Origin of the sequence: Peribacillus sp. NPDC076916 (assembly GCF_050269675.1) — a bacterium.
GTDB lineage: Bacteria > Bacillota > Bacilli > Bacillales > DSM-1321 > Peribacillus > Peribacillus aracenensis.
On the sequence record NZ_JBNNIU010000003.1, the window covers coordinates 204913 to 228717 of the forward strand.

The 23805-nt window shown below is 38.8% G+C and carries 28 protein-coding genes, 3 pseudogenes and 1 riboswitch; of the genes and pseudogenes, 23 read left to right on the forward strand and 8 right to left on the reverse strand.

What is annotated here, in order from left to right; translation table 11 throughout:
* The first annotated feature begins 6 nt into the window (after nt 1–6).
* Entirely contained in the window at nt 7–909 is a 903-nt protein-coding gene (locus tag ACQKFG_RS10495; RefSeq protein ID WP_427558636.1) for a hypothetical protein, read from the forward strand.
* A gap of 165 nt (nt 910–1074) precedes the next feature.
* Here the strand turns inward: ACQKFG_RS10495 and ACQKFG_RS10500 are convergent, their stop codons facing one another.
* Entirely contained in the window at nt 1075–1233 is a 159-nt protein-coding gene (locus ACQKFG_RS10500; RefSeq protein WP_427558638.1) for a hypothetical protein, read from the reverse strand.
* A gap of 573 nt (nt 1234–1806) precedes the next feature.
* On the opposite strand from ACQKFG_RS10500, the gene ACQKFG_RS10505 reads away from it, so the two are divergent.
* Nucleotides 1807–3261 carry an Msr family ABC-F type ribosomal protection protein gene (locus tag ACQKFG_RS10505; RefSeq protein WP_427558641.1) on the forward strand — a complete coding sequence of 485 codons (1455 nt, stop codon included), beginning with the start codon at nt 1807–1809 and terminating at the stop codon, nt 3259–3261.
* 70 nt (nt 3262–3331) lie between these two features.
* Here the strand turns inward: ACQKFG_RS10505 and ACQKFG_RS10510 are convergent.
* A pseudogene (locus ACQKFG_RS10510) lies at nt 3332–3596 on the reverse strand (L,D-transpeptidase); the annotation flags it as partial.
* Nucleotides 3597–3643: 47 nt separating this feature from the next.
* Between ACQKFG_RS10510 and ACQKFG_RS10515 the strand changes: the two are divergent.
* The 5 genes and pseudogenes from ACQKFG_RS10515 to ACQKFG_RS10535 all read left to right on the forward strand — a co-directional run.
* Nucleotides 3644–3797 (forward strand): annotated as a pseudogene (locus ACQKFG_RS10515) (IS66 family transposase); the annotation flags it as partial.
* Between the two features lie 95 nt (nt 3798–3892).
* Nucleotides 3893–5203, forward strand: coding sequence for a short-chain fatty acid transporter (locus tag ACQKFG_RS10520; protein ID WP_427559689.1), 1311 nt, complete (start codon nt 3893–3895; stop codon nt 5201–5203).
* Between the two features lie 655 nt (nt 5204–5858).
* Complete coding sequence (locus tag ACQKFG_RS10525; RefSeq protein WP_057276953.1) at nt 5859–6197, forward strand: hypothetical protein; 339 nt, start codon at nt 5859–5861, stop codon at nt 6195–6197.
* Nucleotides 6198–6308: 111 nt separating this feature from the next.
* Nucleotides 6309–7034 carry a ZIP family metal transporter gene (locus tag ACQKFG_RS10530; protein ID WP_353872426.1) on the forward strand — a complete coding sequence of 242 codons (726 nt, stop codon included), beginning with the start codon at nt 6309–6311 and terminating at the stop codon, nt 7032–7034.
* Nucleotides 7035–7220: 186 nt separating this feature from the next.
* A complete protein-coding gene (locus ACQKFG_RS10535) occupies nt 7221–7601 on the forward strand; it encodes a hypothetical protein (RefSeq protein ID WP_192206350.1) in 381 nt (126 codons plus the stop codon).
* A 72-nt stretch (nt 7602–7673) separates the two neighbouring features.
* Here the strand turns inward: ACQKFG_RS10535 and ACQKFG_RS10540 are convergent, their stop codons facing one another.
* The 3 genes from ACQKFG_RS10540 to ACQKFG_RS10550 all read right to left on the reverse strand — a co-directional run bounded on the left by ACQKFG_RS10540 (nt 7674) and on the right by ACQKFG_RS10550 (nt 10627).
* Nucleotides 7674–8555 carry a 5'-methylthioadenosine/S-adenosylhomocysteine nucleosidase gene (locus ACQKFG_RS10540; protein WP_192206349.1) on the reverse strand — a complete coding sequence of 294 codons (882 nt, stop codon included), beginning with the start codon at nt 8553–8555 and terminating at the stop codon, nt 7674–7676.
* 175 nt (nt 8556–8730) lie between these two features.
* A riboswitch (purine riboswitch) is annotated at nt 8731–8834 on the reverse strand.
* A 391-nt stretch (nt 8835–9225) separates the two neighbouring features.
* The gene (locus ACQKFG_RS10545; protein WP_427558646.1) at nt 9226–9579 is read right to left on the reverse strand and encodes a hypothetical protein; all 354 of its coding nucleotides are present in this window, start codon (nt 9577–9579) and stop codon (nt 9226–9228) included.
* Between the two features lie 121 nt (nt 9580–9700).
* Nucleotides 9701–10627, reverse strand: coding sequence for an NAD(P)-dependent alcohol dehydrogenase (locus ACQKFG_RS10550; protein ID WP_427558649.1), 927 nt, complete (start codon nt 10625–10627; stop codon nt 9701–9703).
* A 193-nt stretch (nt 10628–10820) separates the two neighbouring features.
* On the opposite strand from ACQKFG_RS10550, the gene ACQKFG_RS10555 reads away from it, so the two are divergent.
* From ACQKFG_RS10555 to ACQKFG_RS10570, 4 genes are all read left to right on the forward strand, one after another.
* Entirely contained in the window at nt 10821–11390 is a 570-nt protein-coding gene (locus tag ACQKFG_RS10555; RefSeq protein WP_192206346.1) for a dihydrofolate reductase family protein, read from the forward strand.
* Between the two features lie 298 nt (nt 11391–11688).
* A complete protein-coding gene (locus ACQKFG_RS10560; protein ID WP_427558652.1) occupies nt 11689–12201 on the forward strand; it encodes a DUF6773 family protein in 513 nt (170 codons plus the stop codon).
* Between the two features lie 10 nt (nt 12202–12211).
* On the forward strand, nt 12212–12409 hold the full coding sequence (locus ACQKFG_RS10565) for a helix-turn-helix transcriptional regulator (protein WP_192206344.1): 198 nt from the start codon (nt 12212–12214) through the stop codon (nt 12407–12409).
* Between the two features lie 102 nt (nt 12410–12511).
* Complete coding sequence (locus ACQKFG_RS10570; RefSeq protein ID WP_192206343.1) at nt 12512–12766, forward strand: sporulation protein; 255 nt, start codon at nt 12512–12514, stop codon at nt 12764–12766.
* Nucleotides 12767–12812: 46 nt separating this feature from the next.
* Here ACQKFG_RS10570 and ACQKFG_RS10575 read toward each other — a convergent pair whose 3' ends face one another.
* The gene (locus ACQKFG_RS10575; RefSeq protein WP_427558656.1) at nt 12813–13454 is read right to left on the reverse strand and encodes a hypothetical protein; all 642 of its coding nucleotides are present in this window, start codon (nt 13452–13454) and stop codon (nt 12813–12815) included.
* Between the two features lie 394 nt (nt 13455–13848).
* Between ACQKFG_RS10575 and ACQKFG_RS10580 the strand changes: the two genes are divergently transcribed.
* The 6 genes from ACQKFG_RS10580 to ACQKFG_RS10605 all read left to right on the forward strand — a co-directional run bounded on the left by ACQKFG_RS10580 (nt 13849) and on the right by ACQKFG_RS10605 (nt 16765).
* Nucleotides 13849–14067 carry a DUF1659 domain-containing protein gene (locus tag ACQKFG_RS10580; protein WP_192206341.1) on the forward strand — a complete coding sequence of 73 codons (219 nt, stop codon included), beginning with the start codon at nt 13849–13851 and terminating at the stop codon, nt 14065–14067.
* Between the two features lie 37 nt (nt 14068–14104).
* A complete protein-coding gene (locus tag ACQKFG_RS10585; protein ID WP_053536155.1) occupies nt 14105–14323 on the forward strand; it encodes a DUF2922 domain-containing protein in 219 nt (72 codons plus the stop codon).
* 44 nt (nt 14324–14367) lie between these two features.
* Nucleotides 14368–14523, forward strand: a complete 156-nt coding sequence (locus ACQKFG_RS10590) for a YvrJ family protein (protein WP_057913045.1) — start codon at nt 14368–14370, stop codon at nt 14521–14523.
* A gap of 155 nt (nt 14524–14678) precedes the next feature.
* Nucleotides 14679–14891: a general stress protein gene (locus ACQKFG_RS10595; protein ID WP_311202574.1), complete on the forward strand. Its 213-nt coding sequence runs from the start codon at nt 14679–14681 to the stop codon at nt 14889–14891.
* 168 nt (nt 14892–15059) lie between these two features.
* Entirely contained in the window at nt 15060–15266 is a 207-nt protein-coding gene (locus ACQKFG_RS10600) for a KGG domain-containing protein (protein ID WP_427558660.1), read from the forward strand.
* A 152-nt stretch (nt 15267–15418) separates the two neighbouring features.
* Complete coding sequence (locus ACQKFG_RS10605) at nt 15419–16765, forward strand: DUF3238 domain-containing protein (protein WP_427558663.1); 1347 nt, start codon at nt 15419–15421, stop codon at nt 16763–16765.
* Between the two features lie 102 nt (nt 16766–16867).
* Here ACQKFG_RS10605 and ACQKFG_RS10610 read toward each other — a convergent pair whose 3' ends face one another.
* Nucleotides 16868–17260, reverse strand: a complete 393-nt coding sequence (locus ACQKFG_RS10610; RefSeq protein ID WP_427558666.1) for a thiol-disulfide oxidoreductase DCC family protein — start codon at nt 17258–17260, stop codon at nt 16868–16870.
* 380 nt (nt 17261–17640) lie between these two features.
* Here ACQKFG_RS10610 and ACQKFG_RS10615 point away from each other — a divergent pair, with 380 nt between their 5' ends.
* From ACQKFG_RS10615 to ACQKFG_RS10630, 4 genes and pseudogenes are all read left to right on the forward strand, one after another.
* Nucleotides 17641–18612, forward strand: coding sequence for an acyltransferase family protein (locus ACQKFG_RS10615; RefSeq protein WP_427558669.1), 972 nt, complete (start codon nt 17641–17643; stop codon nt 18610–18612).
* Between the two features lie 560 nt (nt 18613–19172).
* Nucleotides 19173–20267, forward strand: a complete 1095-nt coding sequence (locus ACQKFG_RS10620) for a D-alanyl-D-alanine carboxypeptidase family protein (RefSeq protein ID WP_427558672.1) — start codon at nt 19173–19175, stop codon at nt 20265–20267.
* A gap of 195 nt (nt 20268–20462) precedes the next feature.
* Nucleotides 20463–20975, forward strand: coding sequence for a DUF3189 family protein (locus ACQKFG_RS10625; protein ID WP_192208017.1), 513 nt, complete (start codon nt 20463–20465; stop codon nt 20973–20975).
* Nucleotides 20976–21295: 320 nt separating this feature from the next.
* A pseudogene (locus ACQKFG_RS10630) lies at nt 21296–21645 on the forward strand (hypothetical protein); the annotation flags it as partial.
* A gap of 182 nt (nt 21646–21827) precedes the next feature.
* Here the strand turns inward: ACQKFG_RS10630 and ACQKFG_RS10635 are convergent.
* Nucleotides 21828–22007 carry a small acid-soluble spore protein H gene (locus tag ACQKFG_RS10635; protein ID WP_427558675.1) on the reverse strand — a complete coding sequence of 60 codons (180 nt, stop codon included), beginning with the start codon at nt 22005–22007 and terminating at the stop codon, nt 21828–21830.
* Nucleotides 22008–22252: 245 nt separating this feature from the next.
* Here ACQKFG_RS10635 and ACQKFG_RS10640 point away from each other — a divergent pair, with 245 nt between their 5' ends.
* Both ACQKFG_RS10640 and ACQKFG_RS10645 read left to right on the forward strand, forming a co-directional pair.
* On the forward strand, nt 22253–22699 hold the full coding sequence (locus ACQKFG_RS10640; RefSeq protein ID WP_427558678.1) for a GNAT family N-acetyltransferase: 447 nt from the start codon (nt 22253–22255) through the stop codon (nt 22697–22699).
* Nucleotides 22700–22811: 112 nt separating this feature from the next.
* A complete protein-coding gene (locus ACQKFG_RS10645; protein WP_427558681.1) occupies nt 22812–23684 on the forward strand; it encodes an AraC family transcriptional regulator in 873 nt (290 codons plus the stop codon).
* The last annotated feature ends 121 nt before the right edge of the window (nt 23685–23805 follow it).

Genomic DNA, 23805 nt, shown 5'->3' on the forward strand with positions numbered 1-23805 from the left:
TGTATTATGAAGATCGTCAGAAAAGACAAAGGCAATAATGAACCATTTGATTATAGTGAATTAGGGTTCATATTGATTTTGTGTGCCCCCCTGTCTCTATTCTTTGGTTGGTTAATCGTAAAGGTTTTTAAGCTTGGTGACAATGGTGAACCTACAGGGGACTTTTTTACTAACTTAGGAGTTTACGGTGACTTCTTAGGAGGCTCTACTCTCCCATTTCTAACTCTTGTTACTATTGCTTATGTTTATAAAACATTTAAACTCCAAGAGGAACAGCTTAAGACTCAAAAAGAAGAAATGAGAATGACCAGAGAGACATTAGAAGAGCAAAATAAAACAGCTAGAATGCAGAGGTTTGAAAATTCCTTCTTTAAGCACCTTGAGGAAATAAGGTCTGATAAGGAAATTAATTTGGGAGACGAACTTATAAACGTAAGTATGGGCGATGCCCTATTTACTATTATAGAAAAATATAAAGAAGAGATGAGAAATCGCCTAGATGGATCAGGTAATTATACAATTCCGATTACAAGTGATTATGAAAAGTTTTTTGGTGATTATTCTTCTCTTGCTGATGCTTCTTTAGGTAAAACAACATTTTATGATAAGAGAGTTTTCTCCTTTGTGCTGAAAATCAATCGAGTTTTTGAAATAATATATCAGTACAAAGGCAGCATGGAGGAATGGGAGATTGAATTTTATTTAGGTTATTTAATGGATGAAATTGATTTCTCTTCTTGGTCTTTGGTTATACTTGAAAGTTGTATTATGACATATAGGACACATATCATTAGAGAATTGAAACTCGACAATTGGATTCACCAATCGGGGTCTGGCCTTAGTGCACTTGATATTCATTTTATTTCTTACATAGTACATGGAGATCCCTTTTATATGTATGGAGAATAATATTCTAGTTACTCATATCAATGCTTCAGTAACCCTTTACACTGTCTGAATATTTACATTGAAATTCGGGTATGATATCCTTATATTAACATAAACTAAAAACAGCCCCATGCTGGAACATGAGGCTGACAACTAGCAAGAGTGGTTGGTCACAACTAATAACTCTTAATCAGAAGAATCAGAAGAAGAACCATTGCCATCTTGGAGGGATGAGTGGTTCTTTTTCCGTTTCTTGACGAACACAGACAGGATAAAATTGGTTGCTGCAGCAACAAATATCTCTTTACCCATATCTATAATTATGTTCAATAAGAAATGTATCATGCGGTCACCTCCTTTCCCATCTATAATTAGATGGAAAAAGCAAAACTGTGACCTCCCACTCTATCCTCAGTTGTCCCTCTATTTTATCATATATTCCCATTCTAGTAATTATTTTCAGTTATTTATCCGTTATATAAAACAATAATTATTGACTATTGGAAATTTCTTGGTTAGAATAGGAGCAAGATTTGAAAGGAGCGATACACGTGGCATTTTTACAACTATACTGATATACACACATATTATGGAAAAAACCACTTTGTATAACGGGTTATTTGCTGTGTGTATAGGATGGATATGTTGTAGGAGTTTTGTCGTTCTACCGGATATCTATGCCGTTTTTTTTTAGTACACAGAGCCTTCTGTGTACTTTTTGTTTTGGCGGGATTTTTACATGATGATGTTACTTTTCACGAGTTTGGAAATTTCGAATATGTGATTATTCAGCGGTGACTTTGAAGATGGGGGAATGTACATTGCAATTTTTATTATTCTTTTGATGCGAGCTTGATATAGAAGCTCGTATCGATCCAAGCTATCGATACGAAATCACAAATTTCGGAGGTAGCGAATATGGAACAAATATGTTTTGAATTGGAAAATGTCGAAGTGACATATTTAGATAAAGAGATATTGAAGATCGAACGATTGGCTGTACATCAATTTGACCGCATCGGCATCGTCGGGAAAAATGGTACAGGGAAAAGTACGTTATTGAAGTTACTTGCTGGAGAAATTCAACCGGCAAGCGGAAAAGTAAAGGGGTATGTTGATCGTGGTTATTTTGAGCAAGTAGAAGCGCCAGCTGTTGCAGAGGCTGATCCGGCGTTACTGGGAAAATTAACAGTTCCGCGAGATTCAGGGTCGCTAAGCGGCGGTGAGCAAACAAAGCTCAAGCTTGCCCAATTGTTTACCCACTATTTTGAAGCGTTACTTATCGATGAGCCGACAACCAATTTGGACCAAGACGGCATTTCGTTTTTACTTGATGAATTACGCTATTACTATGGTGCGCTTATATTAATTAGTCATGACCGGGCTTTATTGGATGAACTTGTGACAACGATTTGGGAAGTGCATGAAGGCAAGGTACACGTATATTCAGGAAATTACAGCGAGTACATGGCACAGAAGCAGTTACGACGTGAACAACAGAGGCAGGCTCATGAACAATTCATAAAAGAAAAGAGCAGGCTTGAAAAAGCAGCGCAGGAAAAAATGAAAAATGCTGAAAAAATCGCTCAGGCTGGAAGGTTATCGAAAAAAGAGGCGAATGCAAAACCGAATAAGACGTTCATGACGAAATCGAAAGGCACAAGCCAAAAAGCCGCACAACGTGCAGCGAAGGCAATTGAGCAGCGAGCGGAAAAGCTTCAGGAAGTCGATGCTGTACAAGATGAAAGGCGAATCGTATTTCGCCAGTCAAAGCAATTGGAATTGCATAATAAGTTCCCGATCATGGCGGACCGATTGACTCTTCAAGTTAAGGAAAAAGTATTATTGGATGAAGTGAGTTTCCAGCTGCCGCTCGGTAAAAAAATAGCCATTACAGGCAGCAATGGCAGCGGTAAAAGTACTTTGCTGCACCATATTGCAAATGATGGTGCAGGCTTGGCGCTTTCTCCAAAAGCGAAAATCGGTTACTTCCGTCAAATGAGCTATCGATTTGCAAGAGATGAAACGGTTCTGCAATTCTTGGGAAACCGTTCAGAATATGATGAAGGATTTTTAAGAAGCATCCTGCATTCGATGCAGTTTGTCGGGACGGATTTACTGAAAAGTGTTCAGTCATTAAGTGGCGGCGAAGCGATTCGCCTCCAACTTTGTCAGTTGTTTCTAGGGGAATACAACATTCTGCTTTTAGATGAACCGACCAATTTTCTGGATATTACGGCCATTGAAGCATTAGAACGATTTATCGCCGCATATGATGGGACGATCATATTTGTATCACATGATCAAGCGTTCATAAACCATGTAGCAGATCTTCAGTATAAAATTCAGGCGAAGAAATTGGTTCAAGTGTGATTTTACGTTCTGCCAAAATAATCCGATGGGACAATTCCATCGGATTATTTATCATCATTCCCTAAACACTTTAAGGATGAATCGTAACCGGTGTCCTGATTGGAACGATTCTTGATAATTCCTCCACGTCCCGATTATGCATGCGAATACAGCCCTTTGAGACAGCTTTACCGATCGAGCTGGGATCATTCGTTCCATGAATGCCATAGTGCTCTTTTGATAAACTCACCCACAATGTACCGAATGGGCCTCCGGGGTTTGGGGGCTTTATTGATAATGATGAACTGTCCTACCGGTGTATCGGACAGCATTCTCCCAACGGCAATCGGATATTGTTATTTTGCACCTGTTAACTTTTTTGCAGTGAACGTACTATTAAAACTTTGTCATCGGGAGAGAAAATTGGTTGTTTTCTAATATACTGCGAGGTGCTAGGGGGGGCCGTCATGTATAGTGTGGTCGAAACGGCAATGGAGAACGGTTTAAGCCCCTATCATTATTTCCACTATTTGTTTGAGTCTCTACCAAACATAGATCTAATGTATAAAGGATAGATAGAGGAATATGTTAATATTTGTAGAAATTAGAAAGGGGGGTTGATTTTAAAAAGGAGGATAAAAAGTTGAAAGTAATGGTAGCCTTTTTTAATCGTGTTATGCAGAGGTATTTACCCGATCCATTTATATTTGTTATTATTTTAACTTTTGTTGTGTTTGGATTGGGACTTATTTTCACCGATAGCGGACCTTATCAGATGACTCAGCATTGGGGAAATGGATTTTGGGGATTGCTTCTTTTTGCTATGCAGATGGTTCTTGTTTTAGTAACTGGACATGTATTAGCTAGTAGCAGAATTTTTAAAAGGGGATTAGGTGCTCTTGCAACTATGGCTAAATCTCCAGGTCAGGCAATTATTATTGTAAGTGTCGTTTCTCTCGTAGCAAGCTGGATAAACTGGGGATTCGGACTTGTTATTGGGGCTTTGTTCGCTAAAGAATTAGCGAAAAAAGTAGAAAATGTTGATTATCGCCTTTTAATTGCGAGTGCTTATTCTGGATTTCTCATCTGGCATGGTGGAATATCTGGATCAACTCCATTGACTATTGCTACTCCAGGCCACTTTTCCGAAGATTTAATTGGTATTATCCCAACAAGTGAAACGATATTTTCTAGTTTTAATCTTTTTATTGTTATCGCTTTAATCATAATCGTTCCATTAGTTAATCGATTCATGATGCCTTCAAAGGAACAAACAGTGACTGTAGATCTTGCTCTCCTAGAGGATGATGTCCAGGCAGCTACTATTGAAAAAGAGGATTTGACTCCTGCTGAGAGGCTTGAGAATAGCCGGATTATCTCTCTATCAATTGGGATATTAGGGATTGTTTTTCTTTTCTATTATTTTGTACTTAACGGTTTTAAACTAAATCTTGATATTGTTAATTTCTTATTCTTATTTTTAGGAATTCTCTTTCATGGTACTCCAAAACACTTTTTAGAGGCTGTTGTTAATGCAGTAAAAGGAGCGAGTGGGATCATCATCCAATTCCCTTTTTATGCGGGGATTATGGGTATGATGACAGCATCAGGTTTAGCTACTGTTATATCTAATGGTTTCGTTTCAATATCTAATGAATTTACATTCCCGTTATTTACGTTTTTAAGTGCAGGATTGGTCAATATTTTCATACCTTCTGGTGGAGGCCAATGGGCGGTTCAAGCTCCTGTCATGCTGGATGCAGCGATAGCACTTGATGTTTCCATTCCAAAAACGGCTATGGCGGTTGCCTGGGGAGATGCATGGACTAATTTAATCCAACCATTCTGGGCACTCCCTGCTCTTGCTATTGCTGGTCTAAAGGCAAAAGATATTATGGGTTACTGTGTATTGACTCTTTTTGTAAGTGGTATTGTTATTTCACTAGGACTCTTGTTTTTCTAAAAAGGATTTTTAGATTAGACAGTATTTAGGATGATAATGAATGGAAAATAAAGGATCTATTCAACTAGTTAAATTTGAATAGCTCTTTTATTTTTTGTAGTGTTGTCAGGAAAATGTGGATTTACAACGTTAAGACACGAATAAAACTTTTTAATTCCTCTATTAAATATAATGTGAACTTTTTCTCTACAGGGATGCACCCACATCGCCATCAAGTTAAAATTTTATGCAACCCCAAAACAAAATTCTGCACTTATTGTAACCTTTATCGTTTCGGGGGTGACCTGTTTTCTTAGCTTGATGGGCATGTGTCTGTACCCCTAATACAAAAGTGGACGATGCTTCAGGTACTAGCCTTTAGATTTGCAATTTTAATAAAAAACAAGTTAGTTAACATAAACCTCTTTATCGTCATTAAAAAATACAGGTAGCCCTGGGTTTTAAGTTGAGCACTTAAAATTATCGACTAAAGTGACATGTCAGGCTACATTCTATGTAATTTTTAAAAAGTGTTTCTAATTCGTTGAAGGCTGTTATCTGTTTTTAATGAAACTTATATGTTAAGTAACTTAGCCGAAAAGAAACCGAAATGAAGTTTTGATAAAATAAGTTTTTATGGAAATGAATTTTTTGTTGTTAAAGAGGGGGAATAAAGGTGGAGGAACATGTGAAAAAGGCTTTAGTGGAATGGAATGAAGAAATCAGTGATGTGTTAAATGGGATAGAAAAAGAATATGAAGAAGTTAAGCGTGATCTTCAGGTTTATTCCTATAAATTCAATATTACCAAGCAAGTTGTACAATCCACTATTAATGATGAAATCATTCGAAATATCCGTGAGCTCTATCATAAACCTTTTGAACAAAAATTGAATGAATTGAAAGAATCAATAAAAGAGCTGGAAGAAAAGAGAAAGGTTTTTCAAATGTTTGTCGATAAAATTGAAAAGGTTAGTGAAAGAGAAGAAGGAAAACCGCAAATATCAGTCATATAAGGCAGCGAATATAACTGCTTTTTTTTGCTGGAATTTACAAAAGGCAGCCCCTTGTTTACCCCAGCATCTACCAGGGTACACTATCCTATAAAAAGGAAATGGGGGAACTCTATGTGGAATGCGGTCTTTTGGGGAGGGGTTTCGGGTTCTGCTGTCCTGCTTGGCGCGTTAGCCGCCATCTTCATTCCGATAAAGAAAAACATCATTGGCTATATTATGGCTTTTGGTACGGGTGTATTGATTGGTGCAGCGGCATATGAGCTGCTTGCTGATTCGGTGAGTGATGGAGGAATCTGGGCGACGGGGATCGGATTCATAACAGGGGCCGCCGTATTTACCGCCTTGGATTTTCTTATTTCCAAAAAAGGTGCAGATAAAAGGAAACGGTCCAATAATAGCTCTACGAAGGAAGCGGGCCTAGCCATTTTCATCGGGACGGTGATGGATGCCATACCGGAGTCGATCATGATTGGTGCCAGCTTAATAAGCGGTGGCTCGGTAAGCTGGCTATTGGTCATTGCCATCTTCATCTCTAATATTCCGGAAGGGCTCTCAAGTACAACTGGTTTGCTCAAAAGTGAGTATTCGAAGAAGAAAATCATGCTGCTGTGGTTATCCGTATTGCTCATTTCGGCACTATCCTCGATGTCGGGCTATCTATTCCTCGATCATGCCCCGGACTATATCCTGGCAGCGATGGCGGCATTTGCAGGCGGCGGAATCATCGCCATGATTGCCTCGACGATGATGCCTGAAGCATATGAAGACGGAGGACCGATGACGGGCATTTTCGCCGCCGCCGGCCTGCTTATTTCTTTGGTTCTGGATTCGATGTGATAACGAAAAAGTAATTGTCCCCTTGGAAAGAATGGGGGCAATTTTTTTGTTTGAAATCTATCAAAGTAGGAAATGCATAGGCGAAATAAGGGAATCTATCTTAAAAGAATTAATTGTTGGTGTTAAAATATCATTTCAAATCATACACTCTTCATATAGATTTTAGACATTGAGGGGATGTTAGAAATGAACTTCGAGATGCGAATAGCGAATATGCTGGCTGATAATATAAATGGTTTCATTACATTCGTCAGGGAAAATCATGAAAATGAAAATAATTGCTTTTGTTTAAATAGAGATAAATTGTATCAATTGAAGCTTCTTGTCGAGGAGTTCAAGTTTCAAGTATTGGCAGATGAACTTAAACGAATCAATCGGTTTACATGGGATGAAAACTACACGCATTTATTAGTTGATAGATTCAGGAAAGGGATGGGGATCATTGAAGAGTACGTTGAAAACAACTACAGCGATTTATTCATTTTTACCGCTAGACTCTATACGTTGAATAACCTCAGCCTATTACTTTGCAAGGAGGAAGAATCGGGCACAGCCCTCAGCGAATAAAAGAAGAGCACATATTATCGTATATAATATGTGCTCTTCTTTATTTCATTATAGTATGCTTCCGGGCCGGCCTTATTTGCTTGGCATAGTGGAGATATATTTTTTGACTACTTCATAAACATATTCTTGATTGGCTGCCGCTGTATTCGGGTTATATTTACCGCCATTCACTTTATTATTGGATAGCACTCGTATACCTAAGAAGGGAACATCGTAAGCTTTGGCGATTTGGGCAGCCGAAGCTCCTTCCATTTCCTCAACAGATGTACCATATTTCGTATGGAACCACTTAATCCGATCCACTTCATTATTCCAAACGTCTGCAGAACCGATCGTGCCATCGACAACCTTACCTTTTGTGTAAGTATCTTTAACTGCATGAGCAGCAGCGAGTAAATCCTTATCTCCCTCGTAGAAGCGTGGCTTTTCAGCGTTAGGATCTTCTCCTGCACTTCCTTCAGAAGCCATTAGGTCCATCGGTTTCCAAATGGTTGGATCAATTCCTTGGTTTTCAGTTTTATCTGCCGTTTTCAATGAACCTAGGTTTACCGTTCTTTTTCCTAAAACGATATCAAAAACGTTTAAGTTTGGATCATGTCCGCCTGATGTTCCTTGATTGATGATGGCAATAGGGTTATATCTTTCAATGGCCAATGCTGTAGCAGCAGCCGTGTTTTCCATCCCTTTACCTGTTTTTGCAACGATTACAGGATAATTGTCTAACGTTCCAATGTAAAATACAAAATCTCCTGATTTTTCTTCTTTAACATTTTTTAATCTTTTCGCGAAATTTTCAGCTTCGATGGGCATTGGACCTTGGATCATGATAGGCCTTTGAGTCTTTTTTTCGACCGTTTCATTTTTGGAAGCAGAGCTGCATGCTGCAATCACCGATACGAAAAGTAATGTGATGATTCCTAATATCGTGTACTTTTTAAACATGTTTTTTCTCATATAATTTCTCCTTAAAACATATTATTCGATTGTTTGATACACTCGCAGTTGCGGTCATAGAAAAAGGTCCAGAACGGCAGAATGATTTCTGCCTTCTAGAACTACGATAGTCAAAGTAAAGATGATTAAGCAAAATGATTATCATGCTAAATCATTTGCTGCTCAAGAAAGCTGGCAGCCGAATACTTTAACTCGTAGTCTAGTTCTTTCACTGGGAACCAGGTAGAAACGCTCAGACCATATTTCCGAGCATATACGAGTAAATTACGATTATTACTTTGCTAATATAACAAACAAATAATAGATAATCAATAAAAAAGTGAACGTTAAAATAAAAATATAATTAATTGTTCGTATTTATAAGGTGTAATTCGATAATAACGTTGATTGGAACGTAGGGTACTCGCTTTCCGCGGGGTCTCCCCTAGACGCGTTTTTCCCGCAGGAGTCTCGAACACCCGCTCCAATCAACTGGAGCGTTTTTTAAATAAAAAAACTATAGGTAAACTGACTTTTCTTCCAATTTGGCTATCGTCTGAGGGGGAGGAATGGCTCATCCCGATCCATGATTACAAGACTATGTTTTCTTAATAGTTTATTAGATTTATGAAATCAAACTGGGAGAAAAATGATAACAGGATAGAAGAATAGGTGCAGAGGGCTGTACTATTTAATAATTCGCCCATAGCATGATAGACAGGGCGATTAATAAAGTGATAATTTTTAGCACTGCCTTCCTTTTTGAGGGGGCATCTACCCATGTCAAAACAATGCTCACCATTATTCCGATAGATAGAAATACAGCGCCAATCATCTTCAACCAAGTCATTTCAAAAATTGGTTCAAGCAAAAAGAATAGTAGACTGAGTGCCACTAAACCAATTGTAGAGATAAAACGCTTACTCGTAAAATCGGTCTTCACATCATTTCGTTCTTCTTCTGACATCTTTTTATAACCCCGCCACATCATGAAGGAAGGAATCCCTAACATGAAAACTAATCGTACGATTGCATCTATATTCATTGAGTCCTCCAGGAATGTTTAACTTCCTGCATAATGACATCATAATCACGTGACGAAATACCCCTTCGGATCCAATTGTCCAAAGGGTATTTTCATGTCCAAGCATTTGAAATAGGTTATTTCATGGTCTACCATGATCAACCAAAGTTATCACTACATTTCCCTTTTTATGTCCTTGTTCTACATATCTATGAGCCTCGGGAAGCTGTTCCAGCGGGTAGCGTTTATCAATGACTGATTTTATTTTTCCAGTTTCGATTAGCTCCTTTAGGAGTAATAAATCTTCCGTAAGTACCTTTGCTATTCCTTGCCCTTCGACGGACACGTATCGCCCGTTCGGGGTCAGTGCTTTCTTGCAAGCGGCTTTCGAGCTTTTCCCGACTGCATCAAAGATGATGTCATATCGCTCTTGTCTTTCCGTGAAATCCTCTTCCGTATAATCAATTACCTCATCTGCTCCCAATGATTTCACCAATTCAAAATTAGCGGCACTGCATACTCCGGTAACTTCTGTTCCAAAGTATTTGGCAAGCTGTACGGCTGAAGTACCTACCGACCCGGATGCACCGTAGATGAGGACCTTTTGTCCGTCCTGGATCTTGCCTTTTCTGAAAAAATGAAGGGCTGTCGTTCCTCCAAAAGAAACGGCGGCCGCTTCCTCATAGGTCACATTGGCAGGCTTCATTGCGATCGGCCCGTCTTCTGGTAAACATGTGTATTCGGCATGAGCCCCGAAATTCATTCCAGTCATGGCAAAAATCTGGTCGCCTTTTTTAAATTTTTTTACATTTCTTCCCGTTTCCTCTATCTCCCCGGCCAGTTCCACTCCGAGTACCGGTTTTCGCGGTTTTCTCAGACCCAGGAAGATCCGCATCGGCAGCCATAATAAGAAGGGGCTATTAAAACTACGGACTCTTATGTCCCCTGAAGCCACTGTTGACGCATGAACCTTTACCAGAACTTCGTTGTCCTTGGGCGTTGGTTTTGCCAGCTCTTGGAGTTCCAGTACATCGGGTGAACCGTATTTTGTGCATACCATTGCTTTCATCGCGAGTCTCCTTCATTTTTGATACAATCTTTTAATGCTATGATTGAAGTTGTAATATAAAACTACATGTAAGCGAAACGGAAGAATGAATGCTTAAAAGCATTAGGTATTGTCCGGCATCGGTCAGGGGCAAGTGTCTCGCTGAGCGGTCGAAACCATATGGGACATTCTATAAGAAGAAGGAGCTAAAAGTATGACCATTAACGAAAGACCAAGAAGAATAATTTTAGATTTGGCAGTTACTTTAGATGGCTTTATTGAAGGGCCGAAAGGAGAAATTGACTGGTGCATTATGGACCCTGAAATGGGGTTCACGGATTTCTTAAATCAAATTGATACTATTTTTTATGGAAGAAAAAGCTATGAATTATGGGGACAATATACTCCAGAAAATGAGGTATCTGATACTGAAAAAGAAATGTGGAATTTAGTTCATGGCAAAGAAAAATTCATGTTTTCCCAAACAAAAAAAAGCAATGATGATAAAGTGACGATCATAAATGATCATATTGTTGAAGAAGTAAATGAATTAAAGAAAAAGCCCGGTAAAGACATTTGGCTTTATGGCGGGGCAAGTCTTATTACATCTTTTATAAGACTTGGGCTGGTTGATGAATTTAGGTTATCTGTTCACCCTGTTGTTTTAGGGGAAGGAAAACCTCTGTTTATAGACATGAAGGAGAGATTGAATCTAAAACTGGTTGATACAAAAAGATTTTCCTCTGGCGTTGTTCAACTTTGCTATCATCTTAATGAAGAGTAATTGACTAAATGATCAAAATTCTTTAGGGAATTCATATTTATAAGAAATGATGAATTCACGAGTAAAACCTTGAAATTCACGAGTAAAACTCTAAAACTCACGAGTAAATGCCTGAAATTCACGAGTAAATCCCCAAAACTGACGAGTAAAACCATAAATAGGTATCCATACTTTGCGTGTGGGTACTTTTTTTATACATATTGACATTTATAAATTATAAAATGTAATATATATGTTGCAAAAAGTAAAATAAATCATATAATAAGGGTAAGCGGTGGAATTAAATGGAGGTCGATCGATGATGGATTTTTTTAAACGAACGAAAAAAATCACGGATGAGCGGGTTGAGCATGTAAGAAATAAAATTTATAAAGAAATGTACCACGTCATCTTGGCCATTTGCCTGGTGAGTGCACTTTTCAAACTATATAAATATGGTGCAGGCAGCGGGGAGCTATATTTGGAATTCGTGATCCTTGTTGCAGGAGGGCTGTATTACTTAGCTCGTTCCATTTTCTTAGGTGTATTCTGGGATGAAGTGGAGATGCATGACCGCACAAGCAAAACGCCGATGAGTAGGAAGACGATTCTTGGGTCGGTTATTTTTGCACTCATCATCGCTATAATCATGGGGGTGAATAGTGCTGTATCCTATGCGGATGGCAGTTCCCAGGGCGTATGGTATTTTGTATTGGTATCGTTTGTGTCCGTTATGATCTATTTACCGATTTTACTTTTGTTTTTTGGCGGTATATACTTGCTTGCGAAGAAAGTCGGAATGAAAAATAGCGAAGATAATAAGAAATTGTAGGTGCCTTCCTTTGAAAAATTTGAAACTGAAGCTTGCGAGAGTAGAAAAGGACTTGTCACAAGATGAACTGGCCAAGATTGTCGGCGTTTCCAGGCAAACGATAGGATTGATTGAATCAGGAAAGTATAATCCCTCCTTAAGTTTGTGTGTCGGTATTTGTAAAGCATTATCGCGTACATTGGATGATTTGTTTTGGGAGGAAGACTGATTAGGGGTATCCATTGACTTGGATATCTTTTTTTTAGGAATTTATCATCAAAAAATGGGGGAAGGTATAGCATGTAAGAAAAAATTTGAGAGGGATGGTTTAATGGATCGTACGATTGGTTACTTACGTGAGATATTATCTAACTATACGGACCAATATCCTGAAGCACAGGACATTTATAATAAAATCAAAAGCGGGCAATTTCATTCTGAAGAAGAACTCGTCAATAATCTATCCGGAAGAGAAGCCAGCCTCCTTAACCATATTCTTCCTAAGGAAATCAAGCATGCGAAGGAAGCGAGTGATACGGAACGAGTCACGCAATTATCAGAGGTATATGAACTGATTCTTATATGATAAAACCTTGTCCATGATGTTCATGGACAAGGTTTTGTTGGTTTTTTTATTTCATTTCACTAAGTGAATCCATATGACTGGCGATCATGGCGATGATCGTGCTTGCTTCTTCCTTGCTGAAAATGAAATTCGTTTCATCCTTTATCAGGTCATCATCTGTTGTCCGAATCCGGTTGATCCGTTTGAGAACACCATCACCTGTTTCCTGAACGATACCGAATTGGTAGGTGACCTCCACTTCATTATCCTGGATATAGGCGGTCACTTCAGGCGTTTCCCATTCTACATCGATTTCGTATATTTCGGAATCCTCGCCGTCCGGATCATACAAATCATCATTTTCATCATCCATATCATATTCGTAATCATCATCATCCTCTTCCAAATAGTTATGGAAGCTCTCGTGGACAGCATCGACGATATCTTCAATGTCTGAAAGGATGACTTTGCTGATCTGCCCTAAATCCGGCTCGAACGATTCCATATAAAATTCTTCATTATACGGATCAAAAAACAGCGTGGAAAAATAATCCCTCTCATTGTCATCCAGCTCTGTATAAAACTCGATCCGTGGATGCTTCGACCCGCGCTCCACGATCATACTGCCATTACGATCGTATTTCTCACAAATTGATTGAAGATGATCCTGCAATTCCCCGCTAACTCTGTCAAACCATTCTAATGACATTCCACATCCACATCCTTTCGTGATTATTATTTCCCAGAAAAGACGAACATGACGTGCCATTTAAAGCCAAATGCCATTAATCTTCGCACCAAAAAATCAGTTATAAAAAAATCATTCAAAGGGAAAATAAGCTGAATAGCAAAAACGGCATTTGGATTTATGAAGCAAACACAGGACGGCTTTTAGCTGCAACAACGAATTCGCATTTTCAATCTTCCCTATACCTTTCAATAATGAAGTCAATAAAATACCTGCTTGCTATTGGCAATATCCTTTTATCCTTGTATGCCAAAGTAATTGTCCGAATAATGGAGGGAGAGATAGTTTTTGTTACAGGACCATGCTACTTTCATCCCATAAAAGTTTATATAGAGTGTGAAAGGGGGTGAGTGATATGGCAAGTCAGATTCCAGTTTCAAGTACGTTGCGGATCGATTTTGAGACGGGGTTAAATGAAAAAGGGGCTCTCGTTTTCAAGCGGAGGGCATTTTCGAACATCAAGGTCGAGGCGACGGCGGATCAGTTGTTTTCGGCAGCTGTTTCAATCGCAAGTGTGCAGAATTATCCAATGGGTGAAGTGACCCGGGTGGATACGTATTCATTGATAGGCTAAACGGTTTTGATGTCGTACGAGGGGGAGGTGATTTGAAATGGCTAAAGTACTGGAATTGATTTTCGTTACGGAGGAAGGAAAATCAGCGACGATTTCCGTTGATAATCCGAAGGAGCCGGTCGAGGTAAATACGGTTAAACTGGCAATGGAAAAAATCATTGCGGGGAACGTGTTCGTTACATCTTCCGGAGATTTCGTCGATTTGAAGGCGGCGCGCCTTGTCGAGCGGAATGTCGAGGAAGTGGAACTTATCTGATGCAAGGGACTTGTTGGACACCCTGGAAGTGAGGTGAATAAAAAGTGGATCAAATCCTGCCATTTGTCAGTGATATTGGGTTCCCGATCATCGTTACCCTTTATTTGCTTCATAGGATTGAAACGAAATTGGATACTTTGAATGAAACCCTTGTAGAGCTGCCAGATCGCCTGCGAGAAGGGATTCCCAAGTCAGGTTAAGGATAAGAGGGAAGCATCATGGGTGATATCATTCATGATGCTTTTCCTTTTAAATGGTAAAGTTTTAATAGATTCTAGTTTCATATCAAAACTATCGGGTATACATAAAACTGTAGCTAGTTCATCAAAAATCCAAACAATAAGGAGGAGTTTTAATGACTAACAACAATGAAAAAATGAGCAGGGAAGAAGCTGGCCGCAAAGGCGGGGAAGCAACAGCAAAAAAACATGATAAGGAATTTTTCCAAGAGATTGGTCAAAAAGGCGGAGAGGCCACTTCCGAAAATCATGATAAGGAATTCTATCAGGAAATTGGCAAAAAGGGCGGAGAGGCTCGAGCCGATCAACGTGATGGGTCCGATGATTGAAAAATGAGCAAGGAAGAAACAGGACGCATTGGCGGAGAAAGAAGTCGCCGCTAAATAAAGGAAGCGATCTGAAGCATTTAGCTGATTCTAGTTTTATAGCTGTTCAAGCGGGTACATGGCATCTGTAGCTAGTTCAATGAAAATCCGAATAATAAGGAGGAATTTTTAATGACTAACAACAATGATAAAATGAGTCGTGAAGAAGCAGGCCGTAAGGGTGGAGAAACAACAGCGAAAAATCATGATAAGGAATTCTATCAGGAAATCGGCGAAAAAGGCGGAGAGGCGCGGGCCAATCAACGAGATGGTTCCGATGATGGAAAAATGAGCCGTGAAGAAGCAGGACGCAAAGGCGGGGAAAAAAGCCGCCGTTAAAATATAATCGAGGAAACTCATAAAAAACCGAGGGAGTAACCATTCCCTCGGTTTTTTATGCCATCACATGGAAATCCCCTTCACAGCACATTACAAAGTGTGCTTGGAAATTAAAGTGGGTAAAGAAATAACACCTGGAATAGAAAGAGGTGATGAAGAAGTTGATTGTCCATGATTCATTTCCCCGTTTAAAAGTAGGCGGAGTTACACTCACTGCACGGCATTCATTGCTTGCTCTTGGTCTTGCAGGCATCGCTTATCTCATTTCCAATAAGAGGAAGCATCAAGCAGTATTCAAAACGGCTTCATTGATGTGTAAGATCGAAAGGAAAGAAGATTCCATAAGGCTTATGTGGCCTGATGAAGGTGGTTTTTATCGGGCATTCAGGGGGCAAGAGCTGATTTACAGCGGCCCGGAGCCAAGGATGGCAGATCAGGGACTGACTCCAGGAACCATCTATACGTACACGATAGATAGCTTGAATGAAAAAAAGCAGACAGTTAACAGGATGAAAATACAGACATCAACGACCGCCGAGAATAAAAAAGAGGATAATATCCTTTTGGATTTGGTCTTCACCACGATTGTCGCGAAAGGCCAAGCCAGCCTGGAATGGGAGCCCATCAAGGGAATAAAAGAGTATCGGGTTTACCGAAACGGCGTGGATATTGGGAAAGTGGGTGGATGTTCCTTCAGTGACCGGAGTATTAGTGATGAGCAGGAATACACATATACCATTAAAGCAAAGCGGCCCCTTCCGCGTTCAGAGCAGGAGTCTTATGCCGTGAAATCCCTTGTAGCGAGTATTGTCGGAGCCGTAAAAAAAGGTTCATCCCAAGCACAGGCAGCGATCGAGGAAATAACGAATACAAAAAAGATAGGACCTGTAAAACAACTTTTGCACCCAGTTGAAAACGACGCGGATGGTAAAAAGAAAAGAAATTGGCAGCTGCGCTATTCCACCTTTTTACCGGAAGGGTGGCTGAAGAACCCCAATCTTGCCTCAAAGGTTCCCTATTTTAAAGGAGACAACCGCGGGTTTGATCCTGAATCATCCCGTTTCCGGACCAGGGTCGATGTGTACATTCACGAAAAGGAAAGTGAAGCCGAGATTGAATGTACCAAAGCAGTCGGGAAAAGTGAGGCCTACAATCATGATGGGGATTTCCTTGAAGAAGGAGTGGCCTCGGGTGAAGCCATTGTAGTGAAGCGCGTATTATCCAATCATGAGAAAACGACGATTCAGCTGACACACTCCGTGGGCAACCCAATCATCATTTCTCCTGCGGTGGATTATAAAATGATCGGGACCTTTTACCGAAATGGCGAAATCAATATAGCCGGCTATCATGATCAGGCACCGCATCACGAGGTCTACCTAAAGGAGGCAGATGAACAGAACTGGGAATCCCTGCACTTAGCGGAAAACAAAGGGCTTGAAATGATGGCGCATCCTACGGCCAACCATTTATGGAGATATTCCACATTTACACAATGAAAAGGACGAAAAGCAATGATTGCCGATCGTCTTTTCTAATACAAAAAACAAAAAGGACCTCGAATTACTTGAAGTCCTTTTTGCTCGTTGATGAGGTCTTTTTTATAAAAATCGCTTTCGAACACTTGGGGACGGCAGCATACAGCTTTCTTCTTTCTTTCCGAACCATTTGTAACGGTTCCAGGCAATGTAATCATACACGAAGTTCCTGATGAAGCTTGGAACGATGATGAAACCGTAAAGCAATTTCCACGTCCCTTGCAAGCGGCGGCAAATCCTCAAGGCTGCAGATGATTTATAGTAGGCCTTATCCCTTTCGATCAGCACCATGCTATCTATATCTGCAGGAACATCATACTTCTTCAGCAACTCTTGTCCCGCCTCACTTTGAAGCGAAGCGTAATGAAAAAGCCCCTGCGGATCCCGCTTTATGATGAACTGGACACTCGAATCGCAAAAGTTGCATTCACCATCAAATAAAATGACCGGATTCATGAACATTCCTCCTATAGAGAGACGTTATCATACTCATGCTTCTATAATACACTACCCGTTTTGGTAAGGCGAAAACGTATGGAACTGCTTGGAGATGGTTAATTTTGGAAAAGGTTATACGTTCCGGCCAGTCACTAAACGGGTGTGCCATAAGAAGGCTGCAATTGGCGGTTGGACCCCTTTTTTAAGTCTCTGTTATCAAACTGTTATTTTCCATTAACTATCCTGTAAACAAGCTATGATATGGTAGATACTCCATTGAATTTCCTTTAGTAAAAAAGCCGGCATCCTTTTTTTGAGGAAAGCCGGTTTTTTCATTCAAAGCATAATTAAGGATTAAGAGATATAACGAGCAGTTTCTTTAGAGGAGGTAAGATTTAATGAAACGTGATCCTTATTTTGATAATGCGAAAGCTATTTTAATCGTACTAGTGGTTTTGGGACACACATTAGCTCGAATGGTAGAAGAAAACGAATGGATTTTAACTATTTATTTGTTTGTTTTTTCATTCCATATGCCAGCTTTTATTTTAGTATCCGGTTATTTTTCAAGAAAGATAAAAAGTAAAAAGGACCTTTGGATGCTAATAAAGAAAATATTGATTCCCTATGTAATATTTCAGGTAATTTATACCTTCTATTATCAGAAGTTATTTGATGAACCAATTGAATTCTCAATATTGACCCCAAGGTGGGCCTTATGGTTCTTAATAAGCTTATTCTGTTGGAATATATTATTGTCAATATTTACCTCGAGGAAATATGGAATCGTTTTTTCGATAATCGTATCTCTAATAATTGGTTACATTGGTGAAGTAAATGAATGGTTAAGTTTATCGAGAACGTTCTTTTTCTTTCCTTTCTTTTTAATTGGACATTTTTTAGAAAAAGAACATTTTGAATGGGTTAAAAAGCAAAGGAATGCCCTAATCGGCTGGGGTGTACTAGGGTTAATCTTTGCCGGCATTTATTTCTTTGGTGAAATGACCTGGAGGGAATGGTTTTATGGCCGTTTAGGTTATAAGGAATTAATGGAAGGTTCCATTGCCCTCGGTTTTGTATATAAGCTGATCGTTTATTTAATCATGGGGGCGGCAACTTATAGTTTTCTTTGTATAGTTCCTAGAAAGCAGACATTTTTTACTGAAATAGGATCCATTACATTAGTTATTTATCTTTTTCATATGTTTATTCTGGAATATGTTTATAACTCATTTATTTATGATTGGATCAAAGAAAGTGGCCAATATTATGTTTTATTAGCCATATCTGTAACGATTATATTTATATTATCAAGAAAGCCGATTGTAAAAGTGGAATGTATGTTAATAGGAATGAAAATGAAAACATAACAGATTTTCAACACCTATAAAGTAACCACCCCTTCAGTTTGAATGGTTGAGACTGTAGACAAACTTGATAAAAACAAGTTTGTCTCAATTTTTATTTAGGTTTATAAAACCTCGAACGTCGATTTCCACGCCAGGCACTCGCTTTCCGCGGGCGGTCCGGGAGCCTCCTCGGCGCTTTTGCGCCTGCGGGGTCTCCCCTCGACGCGCTTTTCCCGCAGGAGTCTCGCACCTTCCGTTCCAATCAACTTTGTTTTGAAATATAGATAAAACCCCTTTTGTCTACAAACTCAGCCCTTCAGTTTGAAGGGTTTTTTTATGAAAAGCTTTAGTGATTTACAAAAATATCTATTTAAAGGGGATTAGATGGGGTCTCCAATAAAAGGGCAATGACCCTTATAAAGTTATTTTAGGAAAGAAAATGAAGGACATTAACCGAAATGTTTCCAAAATTATTAAAGGGGAATTACTTTTGTATTTCACTTTCAATAAAACATCTTTTACCTTTCGGATTTATTTTATTATGACTATATAGAATTTGACTATCATTAAAGGAGAGGCATATGAAAAAGTTTTTCTTCATCTTCATCTTGGCTTTAATCCCCTTCGCCTCTACGACTGTAAGTGCAGAATCTGACTTACCTCTCAATAGTGAAGCAGGGATCATTATTGATGCGAAAAGTGGGAATGTATTATACGAAAAAAATATGAATAAAAGGATGTATCCAGCCAGTCTAACGAAAGTTGCCACGGCTATATATGCTATAGAACACGGGGATCAGGACGAACTGGTGACGATAAGCAAAAAAGCAGCGGAGGCAGACGGTTCTTCGGTATTTGTGGAACCTGGGGAGGAAATCGAGCTTTCCAAATTAATTGCAGGAATGCTGATCAACTCCGGAAATGATGCAGCCATCGCAATTGCCGAGCATATGTCTGGTAGTGAAAAACTGTTCATGGAAGATTTGAATGAGTTTTTAAGAAAAGAAGTAAACGTCACAGATACTCATTTTACGAACCCCCATGGATTATTTGACAAAGACCATGTAACAACAGCCAGTGACCTTGCGAAAATTACCCAATATGCAATGAAAAATGAAACGTTCCGTGAGTATTTTGGGAAGAAGGAATTACCATGGGAAGTAAAAACATGGGACACCACTCTAGTTACCCATCATAAAATGTTAAAAGGCGAACTCCCCTATAAAGGAATAACCGGCGGGAAAACAGGTTTCGTCAGTAAATCCGGTTACACCCTGATTTCTACTGCGACTAGGGGAGAGCAAGACTTGATTGCCGTCACTCTGAAAGCTCCTTCAGACAAGGTTGCCTACTCTGATACTGAGCTTTTATTCAACTATGGCTTTGAAAACTTTAAATCAGGCAAAATTGATAAAAATAGCATACTTTATTCAGCGGACTACTCTAATTCCTACAAGCTGAACGAAGACTTATACTATACTCATTTAATGAATGATCAACCAAGTCTAAAAACGAGTAATGATGGAATTCTCTCAATCATGAACCAACAAGGGGAAGCAATAGATTCCTTTGACCTTAAAATGATAGCTGATGTCAGAAACACAGTATTGCCTGCCCCGATTAAGAAAGAAACACTGGATGATAATAAGCTAATGAATTTTCTTTACCATCGGTAGGTTTCGTCATTTTTACTGAAAAAATCACCGCATGGAATCAGAGGCGCTGCCTTATACATGCCCCGGATTAAAGGGGATAAAAGAGTGCACTTATAATTACAAATAGGTGTACTCTTCTTTTTATGATGATCCCAGGATATGAATATTCATTTAGAGGACATAATAGTGTTAAATATGACTATTAGGGATGATTTCATGATGTATATCTATAATGATTATGGGGGAACACATACCACGTCTTTGGCTGCCGCATATCATTTAAAACAATTACCTCAATCGGAAAGAAAATTAACTTCGAAAGAAATATTAAATGTGAAATATTTCAATAAATTAACGAAAGAAGATGCTGGAAAGCTAATTTTTCGCGGGATCGATGAAGAGGGCAACTCCGTTTATACAATTGGACATAAAAGAGACAAACTTGTGGTTCCAGCATTAAAAGAATTGACTTTACTACTAGAGGAAAAATTTCATTTTAACGAAGTAATAGTATTCTCCAATACTTCACCAACTGTACCTATTGCTATGTCTATAGGGGGATATTTATCAAGAGCATTAAAAATTGATTTTATCGGTGTACCATTATTGCTTATAGGTGCCAAACAATGCTGTGATAATATTTTTCGGCTGGTTGAAAATACGAAACAAATCGGGAAAGCAGCGAATGGGGAAAAAGTGATTATATTGGAAAATGAAATATATAAGTAATACTAATGAATTTTAATGAAATTATAATGTCGATATATATTAAGTCAACAAATTGTTGGCTTTTTTTGTTATGTTCCTGGATGGATATGTGCTATAGAAGAGGTGCTGCTTGTCATCTAACGGGTGTATAAGAGGTTTGTTTAACGTTTACAGATGGAAAGGTCATTACGTACATTGATCGTCATTACAACAAATGGTACGGTCATTGTTCATTCCGGACGTAGTCTATTAGGTAATAAGAGCGATAGGAAAACAACAGGTAAAATTAGAACTCAAATGTTGGCACTACTTGAGCAAGAAGTTGCACAGGAGGAAGTATAATGAGAAAAATTGCAGTTATTTATAGTGGGCATGCACCACTATCGTACATTCCACGAGCCGAAAATATGCGCAATTTATCGACAAACTGATTTACTTCCCTGAGTTTGCCGAGACAGATTTATCACCGTATGATGTACTGATTGTGCCATCACAGTTAAACTCGAACTTATTACTTCAAAATGCGAAAAAAATTCGTGAATTTGCTAATGAAGGGAAAACAACGATTCTTTCCGGTCATGGTGGCCCAGGATTCCGTGATGTATTTGAATTTGTAACACGTGCAAAAACTCGCGGGGTATATACTGTTGATGTAAACTATCCAAACGCACAATATGGCCCATACCGTCCAACAGGTAGGCAAGCGAATTTTATGAATTCGCTTGTTTTTTCTTTGCCTTTTAAACCAACAATACGAGCTTTACTTCATTCCCAGGAGCTGATCAGCAGCTCCTTTTTTGAAAATGGTAATTGGAATGAATCGAACAATAAACCGCCACCCGAAAGTGGAGGTTTATTATTGAATTGAGGAAATTACTGTTCTTTTAAGCTGGTTACAGTAACACTTTGTTTTTTATTTGGATCATCAAGGGGATGGATTGTAGCTATTCCATTTTGTTCATCCACATGCTCGATGTAGATACTTTCCTCATTATAGGTTACATTAACCATATTTGGTGAAGAAGCAATTTCTTCTGCTCGTTTTGCGTCCATTTTAGCCACCTCCTTAGAATTTACAACATGTATAATATTTGTTCCGAATTACTTAGATATACTTGTTGTAATTAAAGTTCTTCCAACAATCCCTTACACACTTATTTAACAAACTGGTGCATCAGCTGAAGGTCGAGTTATATTTAAGGAAGCTAATAATCATTTAGACTAACGTGGCGAGCTAGCTCAAAAGATTAAAATGTGTTGTTTGGTAAAATTAAAGAAAATTGGGAGGCGGTGTAAAAATGAATAGTAAAGGATTTTCGATTTCTACTAATAAAAAGTATTTGGATGTAGACTTAATACATGATTTTTTGAATCAAGAAGCTTACTGGTCAAAGGGAATACCTAAGGAAACAGTAATGAAGTCAATTGAAAATACGACCTTATGTTTTGGGGTTTATAAGGGTGAAATAGGTAATGAAGGTAGTGAACAAGTTGGATTTGCAAGGGTCATAACAGATTTAGCAACACATGCATACCTTTGCGATGTGTTTATATTACCTGACTATCGTAAATTAGGATTATCAAAATGGTTAATGGATGTCATCACCAATCATTCCGAGCTGGAGGGGGTCCGCAGGTTTATGTTAGCTACGAATGATGCACATTCATTATATAAAAAATACGGTTTTAATCAGATCGATAATCCAGAGCTATTTATGCAAAAAGTCCGTAAATCTCCATTTTAACAATAAGCTTATTTTCATTAACGGGTGTGAAAGGACCCTGCATAATCGTGCACAGAATGTCGGATGATTCGTTTCAATTCCTGCTATTCTTTTGATATAAGGAGGTCATTGAATGGATTTGCTGAAAAATATGAATGGTGCCATTAAATTCATTGAAGAAAATCTTACGAATGAAATTGACTTTAAAGAAGTTTCAAGAATAGCTTATTGCTCGGAATATCATTTTAAAAGGATGTTTTCCTTCCTTGCAGGTATCTCACTATCCGAATATATCCGCCGAAGACGACTTACACTTGCAGCGTTTGAGCTAAAGGATAACAACATAAAGGTCATAGATATAGCGATAAAGTACGGATACAGCTCACCTGACTCTTTTGCAAGAGCGTTTCAACATTTGCATGGTATCACACCATCAGAAGCGAGAAGTAATGGCCATTCACTTAAAGCATATCCACCGATGTCCTTCCAATTATCCATTAAAGGAGGCAGTGAAATGAACTATCGAATTGAAGAAAAAGAGGCATTTCACATTATTGGAATTAAAAAAAGAGTTCCAATCATTTTTAACGGGGTTAATCCAGAAATTGCATCTATGTGGAAAAGCTTAGACGAGAAAACGATAAATGAACTTAAAAACCTATCGAATGTCGAGCCATTGGGGCTGCTTAGTGCATCTGTGAATTTTTCCGAAGGCCGCATGGAGGAAAAAGGGGAGCTTGATCATTATATCGGTGCAGCGACAACGAGGGAGTGTCCAGATAACTTAACACAGCTTGAAGTTGATGCATCTACATGGGCAGTATTCGAAGCAGTAGGTCCCTTTCCTGAAACACTGCAAAATGTATGGGGACGTATTTATTCCGAATGGTTTCCATCCTCAAACTATGAACAAAGGGAAGGACCGGAAATCCTTTGGAATGAAAATAAAGATATGACCTCACCAACATTTAGAAGTGAAATATGGATCCCCGTTTTGAAAAAGTGAGGCTGGACGAAAGATTTATTCAAAAAGCTGTCTTAAGGCAGCTTTTTCTTATGTAACAAGCATGGCAGGATAATGGAAAAAGGGCTAGGTATTATTTGCTAAAAAGAGCAATAATGATGGG